The organism is Streptomyces sp. NPDC002144 (assembly GCF_053593695.1).
The window spans coordinates 93,865-112,577 of the sequence record NZ_JBSFDB010000015.1; the positions used below are offsets into that span (position 1 = coordinate 93,865).

Annotated in this window: 17 protein-coding genes; 10 read left to right on the forward strand and 7 right to left on the reverse strand. The window is 68.5% G+C overall.

Features of this window, described 5'->3' with window-relative positions:
• The first annotated feature begins 172 nt into the window (after positions 1 to 172).
• Both ACWCQ1_RS23345 and kstD read left to right on the forward strand, forming a co-directional pair.
• Positions 173 to 694, forward strand: a complete 522-nt coding sequence (locus tag ACWCQ1_RS23345) for a DUF6817 domain-containing protein (RefSeq protein ID WP_133043538.1) — start codon at positions 173 to 175, stop codon at positions 692 to 694.
• A gap of 62 nt (positions 695 to 756) precedes the next feature.
• Positions 757 to 2,535: a 3-oxosteroid 1-dehydrogenase gene (kstD, locus tag ACWCQ1_RS23350; protein WP_358593067.1), complete on the forward strand. Its 1,779-nt coding sequence runs from the start codon at positions 757 to 759 to the stop codon at positions 2,533 to 2,535.
• Here the strand turns inward: kstD and ACWCQ1_RS23355 are convergent.
• Positions 2,532 to 3,212, reverse strand: a complete 681-nt coding sequence (locus ACWCQ1_RS23355; protein ID WP_451027277.1) for a class I SAM-dependent methyltransferase — start codon at positions 3,210 to 3,212, stop codon at positions 2,532 to 2,534. The two genes, kstD and ACWCQ1_RS23355, sit on opposite strands and share 4 nt — an antisense overlap.
• Before the next feature lie 721 nt (positions 3,213 to 3,933).
• Positions 3,934 to 4,137: a cold-shock protein gene (locus ACWCQ1_RS23360; protein ID WP_003992177.1), complete on the reverse strand. Its 204-nt coding sequence runs from the start codon at positions 4,135 to 4,137 to the stop codon at positions 3,934 to 3,936.
• A 286-nt stretch (positions 4,138 to 4,423) separates the two neighbouring features.
• On the opposite strand from ACWCQ1_RS23360, the gene ACWCQ1_RS23365 reads away from it, so the two are divergent.
• Together ACWCQ1_RS23365 and ACWCQ1_RS23370 are read left to right on the forward strand one after the other, a co-directional pair.
• Positions 4,424 to 5,272: a menaquinone biosynthetic enzyme MqnA/MqnD family protein gene (locus ACWCQ1_RS23365; protein ID WP_133043424.1), complete on the forward strand. Its 849-nt coding sequence runs from the start codon at positions 4,424 to 4,426 to the stop codon at positions 5,270 to 5,272.
• A 69-nt stretch (positions 5,273 to 5,341) separates the two neighbouring features.
• The gene (locus tag ACWCQ1_RS23370) at positions 5,342 to 7,147 is read left to right on the forward strand and encodes a serine/threonine-protein kinase (protein ID WP_358593077.1); all 1,806 of its coding nucleotides are present in this window, start codon (positions 5,342 to 5,344) and stop codon (positions 7,145 to 7,147) included.
• On the opposite strand, the gene ACWCQ1_RS23375 is transcribed toward ACWCQ1_RS23370, so the two are convergent.
• On the reverse strand, positions 7,119 to 7,724 hold the full coding sequence (locus tag ACWCQ1_RS23375) for a hypothetical protein (protein WP_133043422.1): 606 nt from the start codon (positions 7,722 to 7,724) through the stop codon (positions 7,119 to 7,121). The two genes, ACWCQ1_RS23370 and ACWCQ1_RS23375, sit on opposite strands and share 29 nt — an antisense overlap.
• A 5-nt stretch (positions 7,725 to 7,729) precedes the next feature.
• Positions 7,730 to 12,289 carry an FtsK/SpoIIIE domain-containing protein gene (locus ACWCQ1_RS23380; RefSeq protein ID WP_451027278.1) on the reverse strand — a complete coding sequence of 1,520 codons (4,560 nt, stop codon included), beginning with the start codon at positions 12,287 to 12,289 and terminating at the stop codon, positions 7,730 to 7,732.
• A 271-nt stretch (positions 12,290 to 12,560) separates the two neighbouring features.
• On the opposite strand from ACWCQ1_RS23380, the gene ACWCQ1_RS23385 reads away from it, so the two are divergent.
• A complete protein-coding gene (locus ACWCQ1_RS23385; RefSeq protein ID WP_133043420.1) occupies positions 12,561 to 12,863 on the forward strand; it encodes a WXG100 family type VII secretion target in 303 nt (100 codons plus the stop codon).
• Between the two features lie 71 nt (positions 12,864 to 12,934).
• Here ACWCQ1_RS23385 and ACWCQ1_RS23390 read toward each other — a convergent pair whose 3' ends face one another.
• Positions 12,935 to 13,627, reverse strand: a complete 693-nt coding sequence (locus ACWCQ1_RS23390; protein ID WP_451027279.1) for a hypothetical protein — start codon at positions 13,625 to 13,627, stop codon at positions 12,935 to 12,937.
• A gap of 73 nt (positions 13,628 to 13,700) precedes the next feature.
• Between ACWCQ1_RS23390 and ACWCQ1_RS23395 the strand changes: the two genes are divergently transcribed.
• From ACWCQ1_RS23395 to ACWCQ1_RS23415, 5 genes are read left to right on the forward strand one after another with little or no spacing between them, the layout of a single operon-like run.
• Positions 13,701 to 14,006 carry a hypothetical protein gene (locus tag ACWCQ1_RS23395; RefSeq protein WP_451027280.1) on the forward strand — a complete coding sequence of 102 codons (306 nt, stop codon included), beginning with the start codon at positions 13,701 to 13,703 and terminating at the stop codon, positions 14,004 to 14,006.
• Positions 14,003 to 15,277: a putative T7SS-secreted protein gene (locus tag ACWCQ1_RS23400; protein WP_451027281.1), complete on the forward strand. Its 1,275-nt coding sequence runs from the start codon at positions 14,003 to 14,005 to the stop codon at positions 15,275 to 15,277. The genes ACWCQ1_RS23395 and ACWCQ1_RS23400 overlap by 4 nt, the downstream gene beginning before the upstream one ends.
• A gap of 52 nt (positions 15,278 to 15,329) precedes the next feature.
• Positions 15,330 to 15,908 carry a hypothetical protein gene (locus ACWCQ1_RS23405; RefSeq protein ID WP_451027282.1) on the forward strand — a complete coding sequence of 193 codons (579 nt, stop codon included), beginning with the start codon at positions 15,330 to 15,332 and terminating at the stop codon, positions 15,906 to 15,908.
• Positions 15,905 to 16,573: a hypothetical protein gene (locus tag ACWCQ1_RS23410; protein WP_451027283.1), complete on the forward strand. Its 669-nt coding sequence runs from the start codon at positions 15,905 to 15,907 to the stop codon at positions 16,571 to 16,573. Before ACWCQ1_RS23405 ends, ACWCQ1_RS23410 begins: the two co-directional genes overlap by 4 nt.
• Positions 16,570 to 17,133: a hypothetical protein gene (locus ACWCQ1_RS23415; protein ID WP_451027284.1), complete on the forward strand. Its 564-nt coding sequence runs from the start codon at positions 16,570 to 16,572 to the stop codon at positions 17,131 to 17,133. The genes ACWCQ1_RS23410 and ACWCQ1_RS23415 overlap by 4 nt, the downstream gene beginning before the upstream one ends.
• Before the next feature lie 194 nt (positions 17,134 to 17,327).
• Here the strand turns inward: ACWCQ1_RS23415 and ACWCQ1_RS23420 are convergent, their stop codons facing one another.
• Both ACWCQ1_RS23420 and ACWCQ1_RS23425 read right to left on the reverse strand, forming a co-directional pair.
• Positions 17,328 to 17,996, reverse strand: coding sequence for a hypothetical protein (locus ACWCQ1_RS23420; RefSeq protein WP_451027285.1), 669 nt, complete (start codon positions 17,994 to 17,996; stop codon positions 17,328 to 17,330).
• A gap of 34 nt (positions 17,997 to 18,030) precedes the next feature.
• Entirely contained in the window at positions 18,031 to 18,615 is a 585-nt protein-coding gene (locus tag ACWCQ1_RS23425) for a hypothetical protein (protein WP_451027286.1), read from the reverse strand.
• Between the last annotated feature and the right edge of the window lie 98 nt (positions 18,616 to 18,713).

Below are 18,713 nucleotides of genomic sequence, written 5' to 3' on the forward strand. Positions count from 1 at the left end.
GGGCAGAAATCCCAAGGATTGACTGTGCGGAGGGCGCGGTACGACGATCCTCTGAGGGCCCCCAAGGGCGGCAACCCGCTCCAGGCGCCGGAGCGGGTGCCGACCCATACGCCGAAGGGACTTCACCGTGCCCCCGACCGTCCTCACCCCCCAGCACCGAGCCACCGCCCTGATGCGGGACCTCGGCGCCGACCGTCAGCCGCACCCCGGCGGCACGCTCCTCGCCCATCTCGACCGGGTGCGCGAGCGGCTCGCCGGCTGGGGTGCCCGGCCCGCGCTCCAGCTCGCCGGCCTCTGTCACGCCGCCTACGGCACCGACGGATTCCCGACAGCCCTGCTGTCGCTGGACCGGCGGGGCGAGTTGGCCTCCGTGATCGGACCGGAGGCCGAGGAGATCGTCCATCTCTACGCGAGCTGCGACCGCAGGGCCACCTACCCCGATCTCGCGACCCCGGGCGGCCTCTTCCACGACCGGTTCACCGGCCGGACCCATGCCCCCGCGAACCACCTCCGCCGGGACTTCGCGGAACTCACCGCCGCCAACGAACTCGACCTCGCCCACCGCAACCGCGACTTCCGCACCCAGTGGGGTCCCGAACTCCTCGCCCTCTTCAGTCGCTTCCAGCCCCTGCTGACCCAACGTGCCTGGCAGGACTGCCTCACCGTGCTCGGCCCCGGCCGGCACGGCTCTTGACTTCCCAAGACCCCCGCGCCACATTCCGGTCCCCTTGTCCTCATCCGGTAGAAGGGACCGACATGTCCACAAGCGCGGACCGTGCGAGACGAACAGCCCGACCCACCCGCAGACAGGTGCTCGGTACGACGGCCGGCGCGGGGCTCGCCCTCGCGGCGGGCGCCCGCGGTGCCGGTGCCGCCGATCTGCCCCTGCTCGGCACGTACGACGTCGTCGTCATCGGCTCCGGTGCCGCCGGGATGACCGCCGCCCTCACCGCGGCCAAGCAGGGGCTCGGTGTCGTGGTCGTGGAGAAGGCGGCCACCTTCGGCGGGTCGGCGGCCCGTTCCGGAGCCGGGGTGTGGATCCCCAACAACTCCGTGATCCTCGCCGCAGGAGTCCCGGACACCCCCGCCAAGGCCGCGGCCTATCTCGCCGCGGTGGTCGGGACGGACGTGCCCGCGGCCCGCCAGCAGGCCTTCCTCTCCCACGGCCCCGACATGATCTCCTTCGTCATGGCCAACAGCCCGCTGCGGTTCCGGTGGATGGAGGGCTACAGCGACTACTATCCCGAGCTGCCCGGCGGCCTCCCGAACGGCCGTTCCATCGAACCCGACCAGTTCGACGGCAACCTCCTCGGCGCCGAACTCGCCCATCTCAACCCGCCGTACATGCAGGTCCCCGCGGGCATGGTCGTCTTCAGCGCGGACTACAAGTGGCTCGCCCTCGCCGCCGTGAGCGTCAAGGGCGCCGCGGTCGCCACCGAATGCCTGGCACGCGGCACCAAGGCGGCGCTGCTCGGACAGAAGCCGCTGACCATGGGGCAGTCGCTCGCCGCCGCGTTGCGCAAGGGACTCATGGACGCCGGGGTTCCGGTATGGCTCAGCACCCCGCTGACCAGCCTGTACGTCGAGGGTGGTGCCGTCACCGGCGCGGTCGTGACGAAGAACGGCACCTCCGGGCTCGTACGCGCCCGCCGTGCCGTCGTCGTCGGCTCCGGCGGGTTCGAGCACAACGCCTCCATGCGGGCCCAGTACCAGCAGCAGCCCATCGGGACCGACTGGACGGTCGGCGCGAAGGAGAACACCGGGGACGGGATCCGGGCCGGGCAACAGGTGGGCGGCGCGCTCGGGCTGATGGAGGACGCCTGGTGGGGACCGGCCATCCCGCTGCCCGACCAGCCGTACTTCTGCCTCGCCGAACGCACCCTCCCCGGCGGCCTGCTCATCAACGCGGCCGGCGCGCGGTTCGTCAACGAAGCCGCCCCCTACAGCGACGTCGTCCACACCATGTACCGGCGCAATCCCACCGACCCGGACATCCCGGCCTGGCTGATCGTCGACCAGAACTACCGCAACCGGTACCTGTTCAAGGACGTCCTCCCGACCTTCACCTTCCCGGACAACTGGTACAGCTCCGGCGCCGCCCACAAGGCATGGACCCTCGACGCCCTCGCATCCTCCGTCGGCGTCCCGGGCGCAGCGCTGCGCGCCACCGTCGACCGCTTCAACTCCCTCGCCCTGAAAGGGACCGACCCGGACTTCGGGCGCGGGGACAGCGCGTACGACCACTACTACACCGACCCCTCCGTCCTCCCGAACTCCTGCCTCGCCCCGCTCTGGCTGCCGCCGTACTACGCCTTCCGCATCGTCCCGGGCGACCTGGGCACCAAGGGCGGTCTGGTGACGGACGCGCGGGCACGGGTCCTGCGGGCCGACGGGTCCGTCATCCCCGGTCTGTACGCCGCCGGGAACGCCAGCGCCGCCGTGATGGGGCACAGCTACGCGGGCGCCGGGTCGACCATCGGTCCCGCGATGACGTTCGGCTACGTCGCGGCGCTGGACATCGCCGGGGCGCTCTAGGGGGTGGTGGTCGTGGTCGCGGCCGGTTTGCGGGCTATGAGGAAGGCCTGCGGGGACGTCTCGCCGAGGCCCTCGTCGGCCTCGCGAACCGTCCGGGAATGGAGTGCGAAGCCGGCGTCCGTCAACAGCCCGGCCATGACGTCCGGTTGGCGGCGCTGGAAGGTCAGTGATACGTCGTGGCCGAAGGGGCGGTCGTGGTGGCGGTGCTTGTCGCCCGCCTGAAAGGCGACCAGCAGCGGCCCGCCGGGTGCCAGCACCCTGTGGAACTCGGCGAAGAGGGCGGGCAGTCGGTCCACAGGGGTGTGGATGGACGAGTACCAGGACAACGCGCCCGCCAGCGACCCGTCGGGAAGGTCCAGGTCCAGCATCGAGCCCTGCTCGAACCGCAGACCCGGATTCTCCCGGCGGGCGATCGCCAGCATCGACTCCGACAGGTCGAGGCCGTAGACGTCCAGCCCCAGGGCGGCGAGACGCCCCGTCGTGCGGCCGGGACCGCACCCCAGGTCGGCCACCGGCCCCTCGCCGTCCACCAGGTCGGCGAAAGCGCCGAGGATCGCCCGCTCCATCGGCCGGCCCTTCAGCTCCTCCTGGAACAGGGCGGCGTAGTCCTCGGCGATGGCGTCGTAGAACACCCGCGTCTCGGTCAGGAACCCGGTCTCGGTCTCGGAATAGGTCATGGTCGAAACCGTAGCGACCCCCACTGACAACCGACCGGCCTCCGCCCACCGCCCCGGCGGCCCCCAGCACCACCACCGCGAACGGCGCCACGCCAGTAGGCCCCCGGCCGCCACCCCGGCCGAACGCGCCCACCCCGCAAAGCCCCGCCCTCGGTCACCGCTCCCGTCGCCGGCAGGGCGACCGCGCCGGCGCGTGTCCGTGCAGCGAGGGGCCGAACGGCCGGAAGGTTCCTCCCGGGCTGAGCCACGGCCGTACAGCCACAGACCCGCGAGGGCCGGCAGCACCGGCACCCCCGCCGGGGTGTCCGAGACGCGGAACGCGGCTCCGGCGGCGTACCGGATCGGACGGCGAGAGGGCGAAGGCGACGGTCTGATCATTGACCAGATGGGCGCCGACCAGTCGGGTGACCCGCCCCCGGCCGGGGGTGTCGGAGATCGTGCGGCTGCATGCGGCCGTTCGGGTGTTGCGGAGCAGACCGGCGGCCGCCGCGGGCCAGTCCGCCGGCGACGGCCATCGCCCCGAAGGAGAGCACAGGCTTGGCTCCCGCCGTGGGGAACGTGTGTTCGACAGAAGCCCCCGGGGTTCGACGTGACGTCCACCACATGTGCGCCGGGCCGGGAGCCCCCGTACAAGGCAGGAGCCCCGCTGCCTTGCGGCGCGGGGCTCCTTGGGTACTGCTATCTGTTCCGGATCAAAGCACCAGGCTCCGAGACCGAATGATCAGACGGGGGTGACGTTCTCCGCCTGCGGGCCCTTCGGGCCCTGGGTCACGTCGAAGGAGACCTGCTGGTTCTCCTCCAGCGAACGGAAGCCGCTCGCGTTGATCGCGGAGTAGTGAACGAAGACGTCGGGGCCGCCGCCTTCCTGGGCGATGAAGCCAAAGCCCTTTTCGGCGTTGAACCACTTCACGGTTCCGGTAGCCATAAGCCCTCCTTGGGCCCAAAGGGTTGCCCTGCTCCAGAACCCTGCAAGTGTGAAAACAAGTGCCGCACAACTGCATACGTCTGAAAACGACGAGAGCCCGCGGTTACATGCTCCGCAGGCTCTGTACTGCAAGGAAACCAAACTGCAACTTGCGGCGAGCCTAGCACGCGGGCAGCCGAAAGCAATAGAGGGCAAGATCACGTCACCCGGATGTTTGAAAGATCCGAGAGTGGTTGACACCGGGGCCGAAGTCTGGAGCGTACCCCATAGGGTCTAGCCTCGCGATGTGGACAATTCTCGCACCCGGCCGCGCGTCGGCCACATCCAGTTCCTGAACTGCCTGCCCCTGTACTGGGGGCTCGCGAGAACGGGCACGCTCCTCGACTTCGAGCTCACCAAGGACACCCCGGAGAAGCTCAGCGAGCAGCTGGTGCAGGGAGACCTCGACATCGGACCCATCACCCTCGTCGAGTTCCTCAAGAACGCGGACGACCTGGTCGCCTTCCCCGACATCGCCGTCGGCTGCGACGGCCCGGTCATGTCCTGCGTCATCGTCTCGCAGGTCCCGCTGGACCAGCTCGACGGCCGTCGGGTCGCCCTCGGGTCGACCTCGCGCACCTCGGTCCGCCTGGCCCAGCTCCTCCTCGCCGACCGCTACGGCGTAAGGCCCGACTACTACACCTGCCCGCCCGACCTGAGCCTGATGATGCAGGAGGCCGAGGCGGCCGTACTGATCGGGGACGCGGCGCTGCGCGCCAACCTCCTCGACGGCCCGAAGTTCGGCCTGGCCGTGCACGACCTCGGGAGCCTGTGGAAGGAGTGGACCGGACTGCCGTTCGTCTTCGCGGTGTGGGCGGCCCGGCGCGACTACCTGGAGCGCGAACCGGTCATCACCCGCCGCGTCCACGAGGCCTTCCTCGACTCCCGCAACCTCTCCCTGGAGGAGGTCGGCAAGGTCGCCGAACAGGCGGCCCGCTGGGAGGCCTTCGACCAGAAAATCCTGGAGCGCTACTTCACCACCCTCGACTTCCGCTTCGGCGGCCCCCAGCTGGCGGCCGTCGCCGAGTTCGCCCGGCGTGTCGGGCCGACGACGGGTTTTCCGGCGGACGTGAAGGTGGAGCTGCTCCAGCCGTAATCACTACGCTGCTGCACACCAGGCGTACCAGGGGAGCGTGACGCCGGCGTACAGGGGGAGAGTGACGCCATGCAGCCGCTCGGAGTCGACGAGCCGACCGTCGTCGGGCCCTACCGGCTGCTGGGCCGGCTCGGCTCCGGCGGCATGGGCCGGGTCTACCTGGGCCGCAGCGCCGGGGGCCGCACGGTCGCGGTCAAGATCGTGCACCCCCACTTCGCGCTCGACGAGGAGTTCCGCGCCCGCTTCCGCCGCGAGGTGGAGGCGGCACGGCGGGTCGGCGGCGCGTGGACGGCCCCCGTCCTCGACGCCGACCCCGAGGCCCCCGTCCCCTGGGTCGCCACCGGCTACGCGGCGGGCCCCTCGCTCGCGACGGCGGTCGCGGACGCCGGTCCGCTGCCCGCCCATTCGGTACGAGCGCTGGGCGCGGGGCTCGCGGAGGCGCTCGCGGCGGTGCACGAACTGGGCCTGGTGCACCGGGACGTGAAGCCGTCCAACGTCCTGCTGACCCTGGACGGACCCCTGTTGATCGACTTCGGCATCGCCCGCGCCACGGACGGCACCGCGTCCCTCACCTCCACCGGCGTCTCGATCGGCTCGCCCGGCTACATGTCCCCGGAGCAGATCCTCGGCAAGGGCGCTACCGGCGCGGCCGACGTCTTCTCCCTCGGCGCGGTGCTGGCGTTCGCGGCGACGGGTGAGCCGCCGTTCCCCGGCGACTCGTCGGCCGCGCTCCTCTACAAGGTCGTCCACGAGCAGCCCGAACTGGGCCCGATGAGCGGTGAGTTGCGGGAGGTCACGGAGGCGTGCCTGGCCAAGGACCCGGCCGCGCGTCCCACTCCCGCCGACCTCGCCCGGCGGCTGGCCCCCGAGGGAGCGGCGCGGCTGGTGGCGGGCGGGTGGCTGCCGGGGGCGTTGGTGGAGCAGGTGAGCCGGAGCGCCGTACGGCTGCTGAATCTTGAGGCAGTGGACACGGGGGAGGCCGCTTCGGGGCCGGTGGGGTTCAGCAGGCCTTCGGTGGGGGGTGGTGAGCTGGGGGCGATCGCGGGGGAGTTCGGGCCGGCGCCGGTGATGGCGGGGGAGGGGACGGCCGGTGCCTCCACCTTTGAGGCCCCCACCTTTGACACCTCGGCTTCCGACGCCTCCGCCTCCGGTGCCATGGCCTCCGACGCCTCGGCCTCCGGCCCTTTGACCGCCGTACCCGAACCGCGGGACGCGCCTCCCGTGGAGCAACGGCCCGGGAAGGTCTCCGTGTCGGTGGCGGCGACGTCCGTGCCGGGCGAGGGCGGACGCGGGCGGAAGCTGAGCTGCACGGTGGCGCTCGCGGTGGCGGGGGCGTTGGCGGCGGTGACGGTGGGGTCGGTGGTCCTGTTCGACCAGTGGCGGAGCGGCGACGACCAGAACTCCGGGGCCAGCGCGGGCAGCAGGCCCCCGGAGCACTCGGTGACGCCGAGCGCGGGGGCGAGTGCGGGGGCGAGTGCGACGCCGACTTCCGCGACGAGCGAAGTGCCCCGCCCGAGTGCCGCCGCCATTCCCGTCTCCTACCTCGGTACCTGGGAGGGGCAGGCCACGGCGCTGAACGGCACCCTTCCGGTCGGCACCTTCCGGCTGACGGTCCACCAGGCGTCCGTGGGGCAGGAGTTGGGACGGCTCCGGCAGACCGACCAGCTCGGCGGCGTCTGCACCGACGTACTGTCCGTGAAGTCGGTGACGAAGAAGGAGCTCGTCGCCACGTCGGTGGGAGCCGCGTCCAACCACGAGGGCTGCAACCCGACCCCGCACACGGTGCGGCTGTCGCGGGTGGGCGACGACTTGAGGTACGTGTCGGACAGCGAGGCGGAGGGTCGGCCTACGGCTCGGATGTCGAAGGTGGGGTAGCACGGGTCGCCCTCACGTACAGGACGAGCGCGGCGATGATCAGGGCGGTCGTCGCGAGGGTGGCGAGGAGGCCGACCGCCCAGAGGTACGGGTACTCGACATGCACCCAGCAGGGTCCGCCGCGGCTGTAGCAGCCGTAGTACCAGTCCCGTCGGTGCTTGGGGCGCCACGTCGCGCTGATCACGCCCGCGATCAGATATCCGGCGCCGAGCCCGGGGAGGGACCCGAGAGCCCAGGCCAGCGAACGGAGCCTGGCCGCTTTCCAGTCCATGCGCGTCAGCGGGGCGACGAACGCCGCGAACGCCAGCGGCACACAGGCACCGACGGTGGCCGCGAAGGCATAGGCGCCACCCGGCCACGACGGGGCGAAGTCGCCCCAGATGTCCTCACCCCAGGACTCCTGGATGAGGATCAACGGGGCGATGAGGAGCAGGAAGACGGGGATCACCAGGCAGGCGAAGAGGCAGTTGCCGCGTTCCTTGTGCTGCTCCTCCCTCGGTCTGCCCGGCCGGTGCTCGTACCGCAGTGCCGCCCCGGCCGCCTTCCTGCGCCCCGGCTTCCTCGAACCCGTACCCATGCCCCCTACAGCGGTGTCGTGACCGTGACGTGTTCGCCGCTGCCCAGGTGCAGCATGCCCTTGCCCGGGGTGATCGGGCCGCCGACCATGCTGCGGTTGGTGCGGATGCCGATGAGCTCGCCGGAGCCGGACTCCTGCGGGGAGAGCAGGATGCCGCGGCGGGCCTTCTTCGCGTCGACCTGCCAGCCGGAGAAGCCGTCGCAGATCTCGTCCTCGTCACCGGCGATGACGACGGCCAGCCCCTCCTCGGCGCCACGCTCCACGATCCGCTTGAAGACGTCCTCGGCGTCGCAGTCGTCCAGCACCTCGGCGTCGTCGACCAGGACGACGACCGGGTCCTCCGGCTTGGCCGTGTCGACGAGTTCCGTCAGCTCGTCCTCGTCGACGTCCCGGCCGGTGAAGACCTTCAACACGCCTTCCTGACCGTCCAGTTCGCGCAGGGGCGAGGGGCGCGGCGCCGCGACGACCAGGCGCACGCCCTTGCTCAGATAGGACCGGGCGAAGCTCAACAGCATCGTGGAACGTCCGGATTTGGCCGGTCCGCCGATGACGAACGCCGGCACGCCCTGCGCCAGGTCCGGCCCGAACGCGGTGAGTTCGTCGCCGCCGACACCCGCGAGGGCCCACAGCGGGGCGGAGGCCGTCGCCGGGTCGCGCATGGCCCACGCGTCGTCGAAGGAGATACGGCTCGGCAGCACGTCCACCCGGAACGGCCGCAGGGAGCGAGGCACTTGGGCGTCCCGGGCGGCCGCCGCCTCGCCGATGGCGACCAGCGCGGCGTTCTGGCCCTGGCCCGTGGTGTCCTCGGAGAGCAGCGCGAACTGCGTCTCGGCCGCCGTCTCGCTCCGGAAGGCGCGGCCCGGCGGGATCTCCTCGGGCACCTTGCGGGAGTTGATGTCCAGCATGGAGAAGTCGGCCCGGTCGGCGAGCCGCAGACCGTACTTGTCCTCGGTGAGGGAGGAGATACGGCCCGCCAGCAGCTGCCGGTCACCGGTGATCACGACATGCAGACCGACGCTCGCGCCCTCGCGCATCATCGCCATGATCTGGTCGGTCAGATCACCGTGGTTGTGCTCGCCGAGCGTCGGCAGCCAGCCCTCCCAGCGGTCCAGCAGCACCACGATGTGCGGCAGCCGCTCCTCCAGGGAGACGGCCGCCCGCTGCTCGCCGATGTCCGCGAAACCCCGGTCTGCCAGCAGCTCCTGACGGCGGCTCAGCTCGCCGGACAGCCGGCTGATCAGCCGCTCGACCCGCTCCAGCTGGTTGCGGCTGACGACCGCGCCGCAGTGCGGCAGGCGGGTGAGCGCGTTCAGGGCGCCGTTGCCGCAGTCGATCCCGTAAAGGTGTACGTCCGCACAGGAGTTGGTGCGGGCCAGCGAACCGGCGATGGTGCGCAGCACCTGCGAACGGCCGGTGCGCGGGGCACCGGCGACGATGAGGTGCCCGAAGGTCGCGAAGTCGACGGCGACCGGGCGCCGCGCCTGGTCGGCGGGCAGGTCCTCGATGCCGTACGGGGCGGCGGGCAGCGAACCCTGGCTCTGCGGGGCCGGCACGTCGTCCAGGAGCAGCGTCTCGTCCAGCGCCGGCAGCCACGGCGAGTGCTGCGCCGGGATGCCGAGCGCCTGGTTAGCCTCCCGTACCGCGTCCACCAGCACCTTCAGGTCGGTGATCTCGTCGTCCTCGCGTGCCTCGGACTTGGGCTTGGCCAGCGCAGCCCGGCCCAGGTCCTGCCAGGTCAGCGAACCGGCCCAGGGGGCGAGCGCGGCGGGATCGGCGGCACCGGGGCGGCGGCCACCGACGCGGCCCGACTGGAACGGGATCAGCGAGGCGTGCCCGAGCCGGACGTACGCCCTACCCGGTGTGCTCTTCGCGATGTGCCCGGCGTCGGGCGCGTCGATGACGTCCGTCGACTCACCGGCGTCGGTCACGCGCAGCGCGATACGGAGGTTGGTGTTGGCGCGGATCTCGGGGGAGACGACACCGGAGGGCCGCTGGGTGGCGAGGAGGAGGTGGATGCCGAGGGACCGTCCACGCTGGGCGATGTTGACCAACCCCGTGACGAAGTCCGGCAGATCGCGCACCATCGAGGCGAACTCGTCGATGACGATGAGGAGTCGGGGCACGGGCGGGTGCGACGGATCCCGCCGCACCAGGTCCTGGTAGTCCTCGATGTCCTTGGCGTCGGCGGCGGCGAGGATGTGCTCGCGGCGCTTCAGCTCGGCGCCCAGCGACTCCAGGGCGCGCTCGACGAGATGGGCGTCGAGGTCGGTCACCATGCCGACGGTGTGCGGGAGTTTGACGCAGTCCTTGAACGCCGAGCCGCCCTTGTAGTCGACGAGTACGAAGGTCATGTTCTCGGGCGTGTTCGCCACCGCCAGCGCGGCGACGATGGTCTGCAGCAGCTCCGACTTACCCGAACCGGTCGTACCGGCGATAAGTCCGTGCGGGCCGTCGCGCCGCAGGTCGATGCCGAAGGGGCCGTCGTACGACTCACCGATGACCGCCATCGTCGACTGACCGCCCATCCGCCACCGCGCGGCGATCGCGTCCCGCGTGGGCGGCTCCAGTTGGAGCACGTCGAGCAGCCGGCTGGAGCCGGGCAGCGCGGAGTCCTCGGTCTCGCCGCTGATGTCGCGCAGCGGGGACAGGGAGCGGGCGAGCCGGGCGCACCAGGCGGCGGAGACGAAGTCGGGCCGTACGTTCTTCTTCCGCAGCGCGCCGGTCTGCTCGACGCGCAGCCGCAACTCGGGCGCCTGGGTGGTCTGTTCGTCGGCCTGCGCGGCGCTGGGATGCCAGGCCTGGAACGAGGGAAAGCCACCGACGGCCTGCTGCGCCACGGGAGTCGGCTGCCCCTCGCTCTCGGTCTGCCGGGGCTCGGCGACCACGAAGGCCTGGCACTCACCGGGCAGGAACCGCTCCTCCTCGTCCAGGCAGATCGCGTAGATCGCGACGGACGGACCTTCCCGCAGCAGTCGTACGACACCGGGCATGGACCGCAGCCGCCGCGAACCGTCCCATACGACGACGATGTCCGGGTCGGAGAAGGCGGGCCCGTCCGTCTTGCCGCGTCCGCCCTGCTGCAGTGCCTTCTGCCGGGCGTCGAGCAACTGCGTGAGCTCGCCCACGCGCGCACCCACGGTCTCCGAGTCCGTTCCGATCAGGACGTTCACGTCCTGTCCGCTCGCCGGGCGGGAGTGCGGCAGCCAGCGCACCCAGTCCCAGCGCTCACGGGCGTCGTTGTCGGTCAGGACGTAGAACTGCACGTCCATCGGGCTGTGCAGCACGGCGGTCTGGGCGACGGCCCAACGCCCCATCGCAGGCGCGGAGTCACCGGGACCGGCGACACCGATCACGCCGAGTTCCCTCAGGGGGAGGGCGACCGGCGCGTCCTCGATGAACCAGCGGACCTTGCGCTTGTGCTCGTCCTGCTCGGGGTCGTCGAGCTCGACCTCGGAGGGGACGCGTCCGGTGCCGAAGCGGATGAGGAGATGATCCGCGTCAGTACGTCTGCGCTCCCAGAGCCGGGTTCGCGGCCCCGTCCCGGTGGCGAGCACGGCGGCGGGGTCGGGCACGGCCTGCCGCCGGTCCGTCCGTTCGGCGACCAGCGCCTCCTGGGCGTCCTTCTCGATCCGCGCCTTGTGCTCCTGGTACTCCTTGCGCTGCTTGGCGTGCGACTTGCGGCCGTGCTTCTTGTCCATGAAGTAGTTGCCGAACAGCATGACCGGGCTCATCAGAGCCATGATCAGGTAGTACCAGCGCCCGAACATCATCACGGACACCACGGCACCGACCAGCGGCAGCAAGGCCATCAGCCAGGGCAGCGGCCGGGCCTCGTAGTCACCGGGCGGGTTCGGCAGCGAGAACGACGTCTGCCGCTCGGCGGGGCGCAGCCGCGGGGGCCGGTTGTAGTCGAGCCCGGCACCGTCGTCGGACCACTTGAGGGCGGCGTTGGGCGGGGAGTAAGGGACCAGCTCGAGAAGGGAGTTGCCGAGGGCGAGCTGAGATCCGAGTGGCCAGTCCCCACCGCCGAAGTCCTCACCGTCGAGACGAACGACGCCGTCCTCGTCCTTCTTCTGGACGCTGACCTGACAGGTGCCGTCGATGGCGATGGACAAGGTGGCGGCGCGGGCGGGGAGTTCGGGGTCGTCGACGCGGATGTGATCGGCGGGACCGCTGCCGATGTCGTACCGCCCGACGCCGAGCCGGTGCACGGCACCGGCGGCGGGACCGCCGGCGACCCGGAACTCGACGACGCCGGTGGGCTCACCGAGGATGCACCCCGCGGGGTCGTGCAGGCTGACGACGACGCCGTCGCGGAGGGGGGAGTTGACGACGGTGGCACTCGGGTCGACGGCGTATCCGTCGACGTAGGCGAGCGGGGCGGAGCCGGTACCGGTGGCTCGGTGGGCGCCTATCGGGATGACCTGCGCGTCATCGCCGCCCCAGCCGACGTGCCTCGCCAACTCCTGCGCGATGGCGCCCACCGTGGACTCCGGATCGGCGTCGAGCACCACGTCGGCACTGGCACCGCCGAGCGGGTCGACGACGGTCAGACTCAGACGCACGCTTCGGTCCCCCAACACACCGGAACCACCGAGCATGGTGGCCCCACTCAACACAGTGACAGTGACTGTGACCTTAACCGTCCCGCCTTTGCCGGGCGCAACGGATGTGCACCGGTTCACGATTCCCTTGCATGAGGCCCCTGCGGCCCCATGGGTCCCACCCGTAAGATCTTTGCTCATGCGGACGGCCGGGGCCCAGCCACGGCCGGCCGTGGATCCGCACAGAGCCACGGGGGAAGGCCCTGCGGCCACACCAACGGGAGGAGCCGTCATGGCCGGCAAAGACACCGATCTCACATATGCGGAGATGGAGAAGGTCGCGGGCGACCTGATCAAGGACATGCACGAGCTGGAAGACCGGATCAAGAACATCGAGAAGCGCGTCTCCGCCCTCGTGGAAAACGGCTTCACCACCCAGAAGGCCTCGGGAGCGTACGACGACTCCATGAAGGACTTCACCAAGGGCGCGACGAAGACGATCCAGGGCCTGCACGGCCTGTCGGACTTCCTGAAGAAGGCCAAGGAAGCCTACGAACAGCTGGACGAGCAGCTGGCGAAGCAGGCCAAGGGCTAGTAAAGTCCGCGGCTGGTCTGTTACTTGGGGTGCGATGGGGCACGTGTTGGTTGCCTCATCGCACCCGCCTTTCAGGCCTCGGCGCTCTTGGTCTCGTCCGGGTGCGGGTGGCGCATCAGGTACTTGTGCAGGTCGCTACGCCACTCCTCGGTGGTCAAGGCCAACCAGGAACCGTCGCTGAAGCGGATACGCAGCTTGTTGCTCTCGTACACGGGCAGTGGATCCTCCAGGACGGCTTCTCCGGCGGGAATCTCGGCGACGACGCGCATGCGCTCCTCCCTGCGGACGGAAACGCGCTTGGGCGGTGCCGCCATGAGGATGCGGCCCTCGGCCAGGAACACGAACCGTTGGTGGTGGGAGGAATGGCTGTACCAGCGCAGGAGGAACTGGGCGGCCGCCCCGTTCCAGTCGCCGTCGCAGGTCTTGTCGAGCTCCAGTTCGGTGATGGCTTCGTCACGTCGCCGGATGGCGTCGTCTGCGGCGCGCGCACGGTCGCGTTCCTCTTTTGTCGACAGCGAGCGCTTGAGGGCCTCCTCACCCGAGGCGAGAAGGCTGAACAGCATGGCTATCGGCATGAACGGCGCCACGAGTACGGCGCCGAGCATGCCCAGTGGTCTCAGGAAGGCAGGCCGCAGCGGCCCGGCTCCGGCGGCTCGGTGTACGTCCGCGGGCGGCTCGGGAATCTTGCCGATCGTGCACCACGCTCCCGCGTCCGGCGTCACGCCGAGGCGATTGCGTATGGTGCGGTCGGTGCTCCTGGACAAACCCGTCTCACCTTCCTTGCGACCTGCAGGGGCGGGTTGCAGTGTCTCATGTACACGATGGGGGAATTCATCAATGGCGGACAGAATCGCCTACGACCTCGACATGATCAAGAGTTGTTCGCGAACCCTGGGCAAGCTTCACCGTGAGTTCGAGCACCACGGAAATCCTGCGGACGGCTACGAGGATGATCTGGGCCACTCTGGATTGAAGGACGCCTTCGACGACTTCAGCAGCACGTGGAAGAAGACGCGCAAGAAACTTACGAAAGAACTCAAGAAGCTGGCCGACTATACAGGAGCCGCAGCCCAGAAGTACGAGGAGATCGACCACGAGTTGGCCAAGGCCATTGCTGATGCCACGGGGAAGGGGAAGAAGTGAGCAGGCGATCCGGTGACTGGCCACCACTGTGGGACGAGGACCCCACCCCGGGCGATCCTGACGAAGTCGCGGCGCTCGGCCTCAAGTTGCGCAAAATGGCCGATACGATCGATGAACAGGCGCGGGTCATCAAGGCGTTGTCTTCCGTTGAAGGCTGGGACAGTGATGCCGGACGTGCCTTCAACGAGATAGCGGATGGTGCAGGCGACCGGCTTAAGAAGTCCTTCGAGAGGTACGACGAGGCGGCCAAAGCGCTTGGCACCAAGGTGACCGAAGGGGAATCGAAGGAATTCGCCGGCGAGCTTTACCGTGCCCAGATGAAGGCTGACAAAGCGTTGGCCAACTACCGTGAGGCAGAGTCGGACCACGATCTGGCTGACCGAGAAGTGAAGAAGTACACGGACAAGTATCCGGCTGGTGACATACCCGAGGCGGAAAAGCCTGAGTATGAGCGGTGGAAGAGGAAGCGTGACGACGCGCTGCATCGGATCGGGCAGGCGCGTAAAGATGTGAAGGACGCCAAGGACATCTTCGACGACGCGGGGAATCGTGCCGCACGGCAGATCAAGAACGTGGCGTACCACGACGCGGTCCGCGACCCAGGTGGGTTCATGAACTGGCTCGCCGACTGGGCGGACACGTTCTCCAACATATCCGCGATCCTGTCAGTCCTGGCGGTCATCTGTGCGTTCGTGCCGCCGCTGCAGTTCCTCGTGCCCATCTTCGCCACACTTGCCGTCCTCTCCAGTGCAGCAGCACTGGCCGGGCATGCCTACGACATGTCGGTGCGTGGCGGAAAGGTCAACTGGCTCAAGCTGGGTACCGACTTCCTCGGCGTCTTGCCTGGGCTGGGGGCGCTCAAGGGGTTCAGGGCGCTGACCGGGCTCAAGGGCGTCGCCAAGCTCAGGGCCTTCGGAAAGCTCGGCACTTGGGCTTCGTTCCGCGGAGTCGCAGCGATCGACGGTGTCGGTCACAACTTTCTCAACGGCCTCAGCGTGGGGCTGACGAACAAGGTCCTCGCCGGCGGACTAAAGCTCGGACAGAAGCTCAACGTCGGCGGCCTTCCGGAGAAGTTCGTGCCCATCGGCGGCAAACAGATTACGGGAATCATCAAGGGCAACGGCCTCGCCAGCGCACTCCACCGGATGTTCGAGGGGGAGAACGGCGGGACCACCGGTTACCAGGAACCCGAGCCATCTCAACCCACGCCCACTCCTCATCCTTCGCCCGGACCCTCGCCTCAGCCGTTCCATGCGGCATTGGCTGCGTAGGCGCGAGATTGACGACACGTGATAAGCAGATCGCATGGAAGGGGCGACCCAGGTGAGCGATTCGACCGACCTCGGTGAGTGGGAATTCGTCGGCCGCAGGGGCGGAGAACCTGCGAGGCTGGTCCCCGGTGACGTGATCGCCGCAAGTTCCTTGGTCAAGTCCCTTGCGGAGCGGGCCGGCAAGGACCTCCGATTCGATTTCCTGGACGATCGCGCCGTCCTTCGCATGTTGCGACTCCGGCATCAGGACGAGGTCGCCATGTTCAATGCGGGTTTCAAGACCGGAGTACCGCTGGCGATCATAGGCTTTGGGGCGGCGGTGTACTGGGGCGGAGTCGTCCAGTACTGGGAGTCGAACACCGCGCGAACCGCTTACGCGGCTGGCGTGATCGTCGTTGTAGTGACTCTCGCGGCCGTATACGTCAGAACCGCAGTGGCGCACTGGGGGGACCCCGTTCGTCAGAACCTCCGGGCTCGCGCTCGGAAGTATCGAGAACTGGCACATCTGGCGCGTAGAGAAGGGGCGGATGTGCCTGCGCACTACCCGCACTATGGGCCGTATCCTTTTGCCGCCAATTTCCACCCCGAAGCAGACGAAGCGCAGTTCGACAACAGAAATGACCAGTCATGAGTGCGGTAACGGCTGAAGGGAATCTCCAGAGTACGCTCGGCGGCGGGGGCGTCGATGTCCGCTGGATCATGCCGGAGGGCTTCTTTGAGATCCCGATGGACTCGGGCGACCTGGATGAGACTGCCGACCAGCTGATCGAGCTGGCGCGCACGGTGATGCCGGAGGCCACCTTCCAGGTGCAGTTGCAATGGGCGATGATGGTCGCCGCCCATTACGACTCCTTCGTCGAGGCAGGCGTACAGTACTCGGGCTTTGTTCTGACCGATGTTGACGGGACGCGCTGCACTGCGACCGTTACCGTCAGCATGATTGACCTCGATGAACAAGCCGGACCTCGTCCAGTGGGGTTCCTGAGTTCGACTATGCGCCACCTTGGTATCGGACAGGTCAGTGAGATCCGGCTTCCCTGTGGACCTGCCGTCTCCTGCATCGGGAACCGAAAGGGAAGTCTTCCCGGAAGCCTGACGGCCTCCGGCGCCGACGAGCCCGTCGAGACGTCCTTCATCCAAGTGCAGATACCTCTGAACAACGGAACAGCCCTGGCCCTGGAGATGGGCACCCCCACTCCTCAGGGCTGGGATGTCTTCTCAACCATGTTCGCCGGTGTTGTAAAGAGCGTGCGCCTGTTCAACGAGTCGGGAAAGCCGATGGTGATGCCCGGATGACGGGCGAGCCCGACCTCACACCGCCCCCGAGGGACTACCGACTCCTTGTCCCTCGGGACTGGTTCCGTATCGATCTGACTCAGGACCGGTGGCGCGCCCAGCTGAAGACCTTTGTGGACTACCAAGCTGACGGGAAAAACGTTCCGGCCGTGACCAAGCGGGAGACCTGGGCGACGCTGCGCAACACTGCTGAGACCGGTGTCAGAGGTGGTGCGCTGGAATTCTTCCTGCGACCCGAGTTGGAGGGCGGCGGGCTCCTGCCGGCTTCGCTCATCGTCTCCCTGATTCCTCGTCCCGGATCCCTTACTAATCAAGACCTTCAGGAGACATTGGAGGCGAGGGAACGCCAGAGCGCACGCGCCGCTGAGGTATCAACGCTCGCCCTCCCAGCGGGGGAGGCGGTCCGAGTCTTCACGCCGACCACCATGGACTTGTACGTTCAGATGCCCGGCACTGTCGGCTATCTCGTCCTCGCGTTCGAGGTGCCGCTGAGCGGGGTGACGGGGCCGATGTATCGGCTCTGTATGTCCATCTCGGAGTCGTTGCGCTGGATTGCGTGATTTGCATGACTTGCGTGCAGGAGAAGCATCGCAGCTTGGCCTCCCCGGTCCACTTCCCGGTTTCACCAGAGTGGACTTCCCCTGTGATGTACGCAGTTCAGGGTGGACTGGATGTTTTGGAGTGCGGCGCTCCCGGCTCGTGTTCGAGCGCGTCGGCCCGGGTGCCGTCGTCAGCGGTCGGTACCGATTGCCGCTTAATTCTTCAGTGCCCCTGCCAGCGGAGACTCGAAGCTCGTCAGCTCGGCGATCTGGCGGAGGATCGAGCGGTATTCGGAACGCCGCTCCACCTCGGTGGTGCTCAGCATGAGTACCGCCATGCGCCTGCAGTCCGGGTGAGGGAGGTAAGTGTGGATCTGTAGGAGGGGCGTCAACGGAAGGCCGGATCCAGGTGACGGCTTCCGTACGGTCTCGCCGATCGATGCCGGCCCGCTGGGCAGATCCAAGTACTCGATGCTGGAGTGTTGCTCCGCTGTCACCGCAGCCCGCGCGGCGCTGACTGACCGCGGAGAACAGGCGATGTCCCGCCACGACACCGTGAAGAGGGAGTGCAGGGTCCGGCCACTGTCTGCCCCAACGTCGTCGTAGTGCACGCCCAGTGAGCAATGGACAGTACCCACCTCCCGCAAAGCACGAAGGAGTTGTTGTCCCGAGGCCAACTGAGCGAGGAACTGTTGGCGCGTGAGATCGTCAGGAATCGCCTGCACCAGCGGAGCGATCGCTTCTCTGAGCCGATCCGCTTCAGCCGACGCGGGAGAGGCGAGGAGCATATCGAGCGGCATCTCGGTGAAGCCGCTTGGGAGGGCGAACCAGATACCGGTATCGGGGTCGTTGACGGAATCGTCGATGACGACACGAGGCTTCATGTCTGGGAGGGTCCGTTGTTGTTGGGAGGCCATGTCACTTGCCGGCGGGGCGTACCCCGGCGCGCCGACCGCGTTCGATGTCGTCGTCGGTGGCTCCCCAGTCCGTGATCGAGAGGCCTCCGTCTGCCGGCGTCTGCTGATGAAGGAAACGGAATCGCCGAGGCATCGTCCCGTCAGCGGAGGGCGCGGCGATCACTCCGATGAAACGGGGGTCTCCCGCGAACCACACCACGTCGATCTGGCCCTTGAGTTCCGACGCTGCCCGAGGAGCCATACGACGATTCCACCAGCCGACCCCCCAATGCCGCGAGAAGACCATGGGGAGTTTCTCGTCTGGGCGTGCAGGGTTGGGGAACTCGAACCACCCGAATTGCCTTCCGGCGACATCCCTCCGTTTGGTGAGGCCGTACGACGCTTCCGGAACAAGCTGCCAGGGGTACGCCCGCAGGACCCGCCTCATTCGAAATACCCAAGGGATGATGAAGAGTTGCAGGAAGGCTCTGTGGAAGCTGTACACAAGAAACGGCACGATGATGACCGTGTAGTCGGGTCCTAGGAATACCGAAAGGACAGCCAGAAGGGCGAACACCGACACAGTCCAAGCGATGAAGGCAGCCACGTTTATCAACAACTGCCTGCCCCAGGCTCGCCTGGTGGGAGGGTGCTCCCAGGCCATACGGTGGTCTGCTGAACCCATGTGAGTCTCTCTTGTATGTG

Bases quoted from the DNA above. Each gene is read 5' to 3' on its own strand.
- ACWCQ1_RS23345 (WP_133043538.1), top strand. From the start codon at position 173: ATGCGGGACCTCGGCGCCGACCGTCAGCCGCACCCCGGCGGCACGCTC.
- kstD (WP_358593067.1), top strand. From the start codon at position 757: ATGTCCACAAGCGCGGACCGTGCGAGACGAACAGCCCGACCCACCCGC.
- ACWCQ1_RS23355 (WP_451027277.1), bottom strand. From the start codon at position 3,212: ATGACCTATTCCGAGACCGAGACCGGGTTCCTGACCGAGACGCGGGTG.
- ACWCQ1_RS23360 (WP_003992177.1), bottom strand. From the start codon at position 4,137: ATGGCTACCGGAACCGTGAAGTGGTTCAACGCCGAAAAGGGCTTTGGC.
- ACWCQ1_RS23370 (WP_358593077.1), top strand. From the start codon at position 5,342: ATGCAGCCGCTCGGAGTCGACGAGCCGACCGTCGTCGGGCCCTACCGG.
- ACWCQ1_RS23375 (WP_133043422.1), bottom strand. From the start codon at position 7,724: ATGGGTACGGGTTCGAGGAAGCCGGGGCGCAGGAAGGCGGCCGGGGCG.
- ACWCQ1_RS23385 (WP_133043420.1), top strand. From the start codon at position 12,561: ATGGCCGGCAAAGACACCGATCTCACATATGCGGAGATGGAGAAGGTC.
- ACWCQ1_RS23395 (WP_451027280.1), top strand. From the start codon at position 13,701: ATGGCGGACAGAATCGCCTACGACCTCGACATGATCAAGAGTTGTTCG.
- ACWCQ1_RS23410 (WP_451027283.1), top strand. From the start codon at position 15,905: ATGAGTGCGGTAACGGCTGAAGGGAATCTCCAGAGTACGCTCGGCGGC.
- ACWCQ1_RS23415 (WP_451027284.1), top strand. From the start codon at position 16,570: ATGACGGGCGAGCCCGACCTCACACCGCCCCCGAGGGACTACCGACTC.
- ACWCQ1_RS23420 (WP_451027285.1), bottom strand. From the start codon at position 17,996: ATGAAGCCTCGTGTCGTCATCGACGATTCCGTCAACGACCCCGATACC.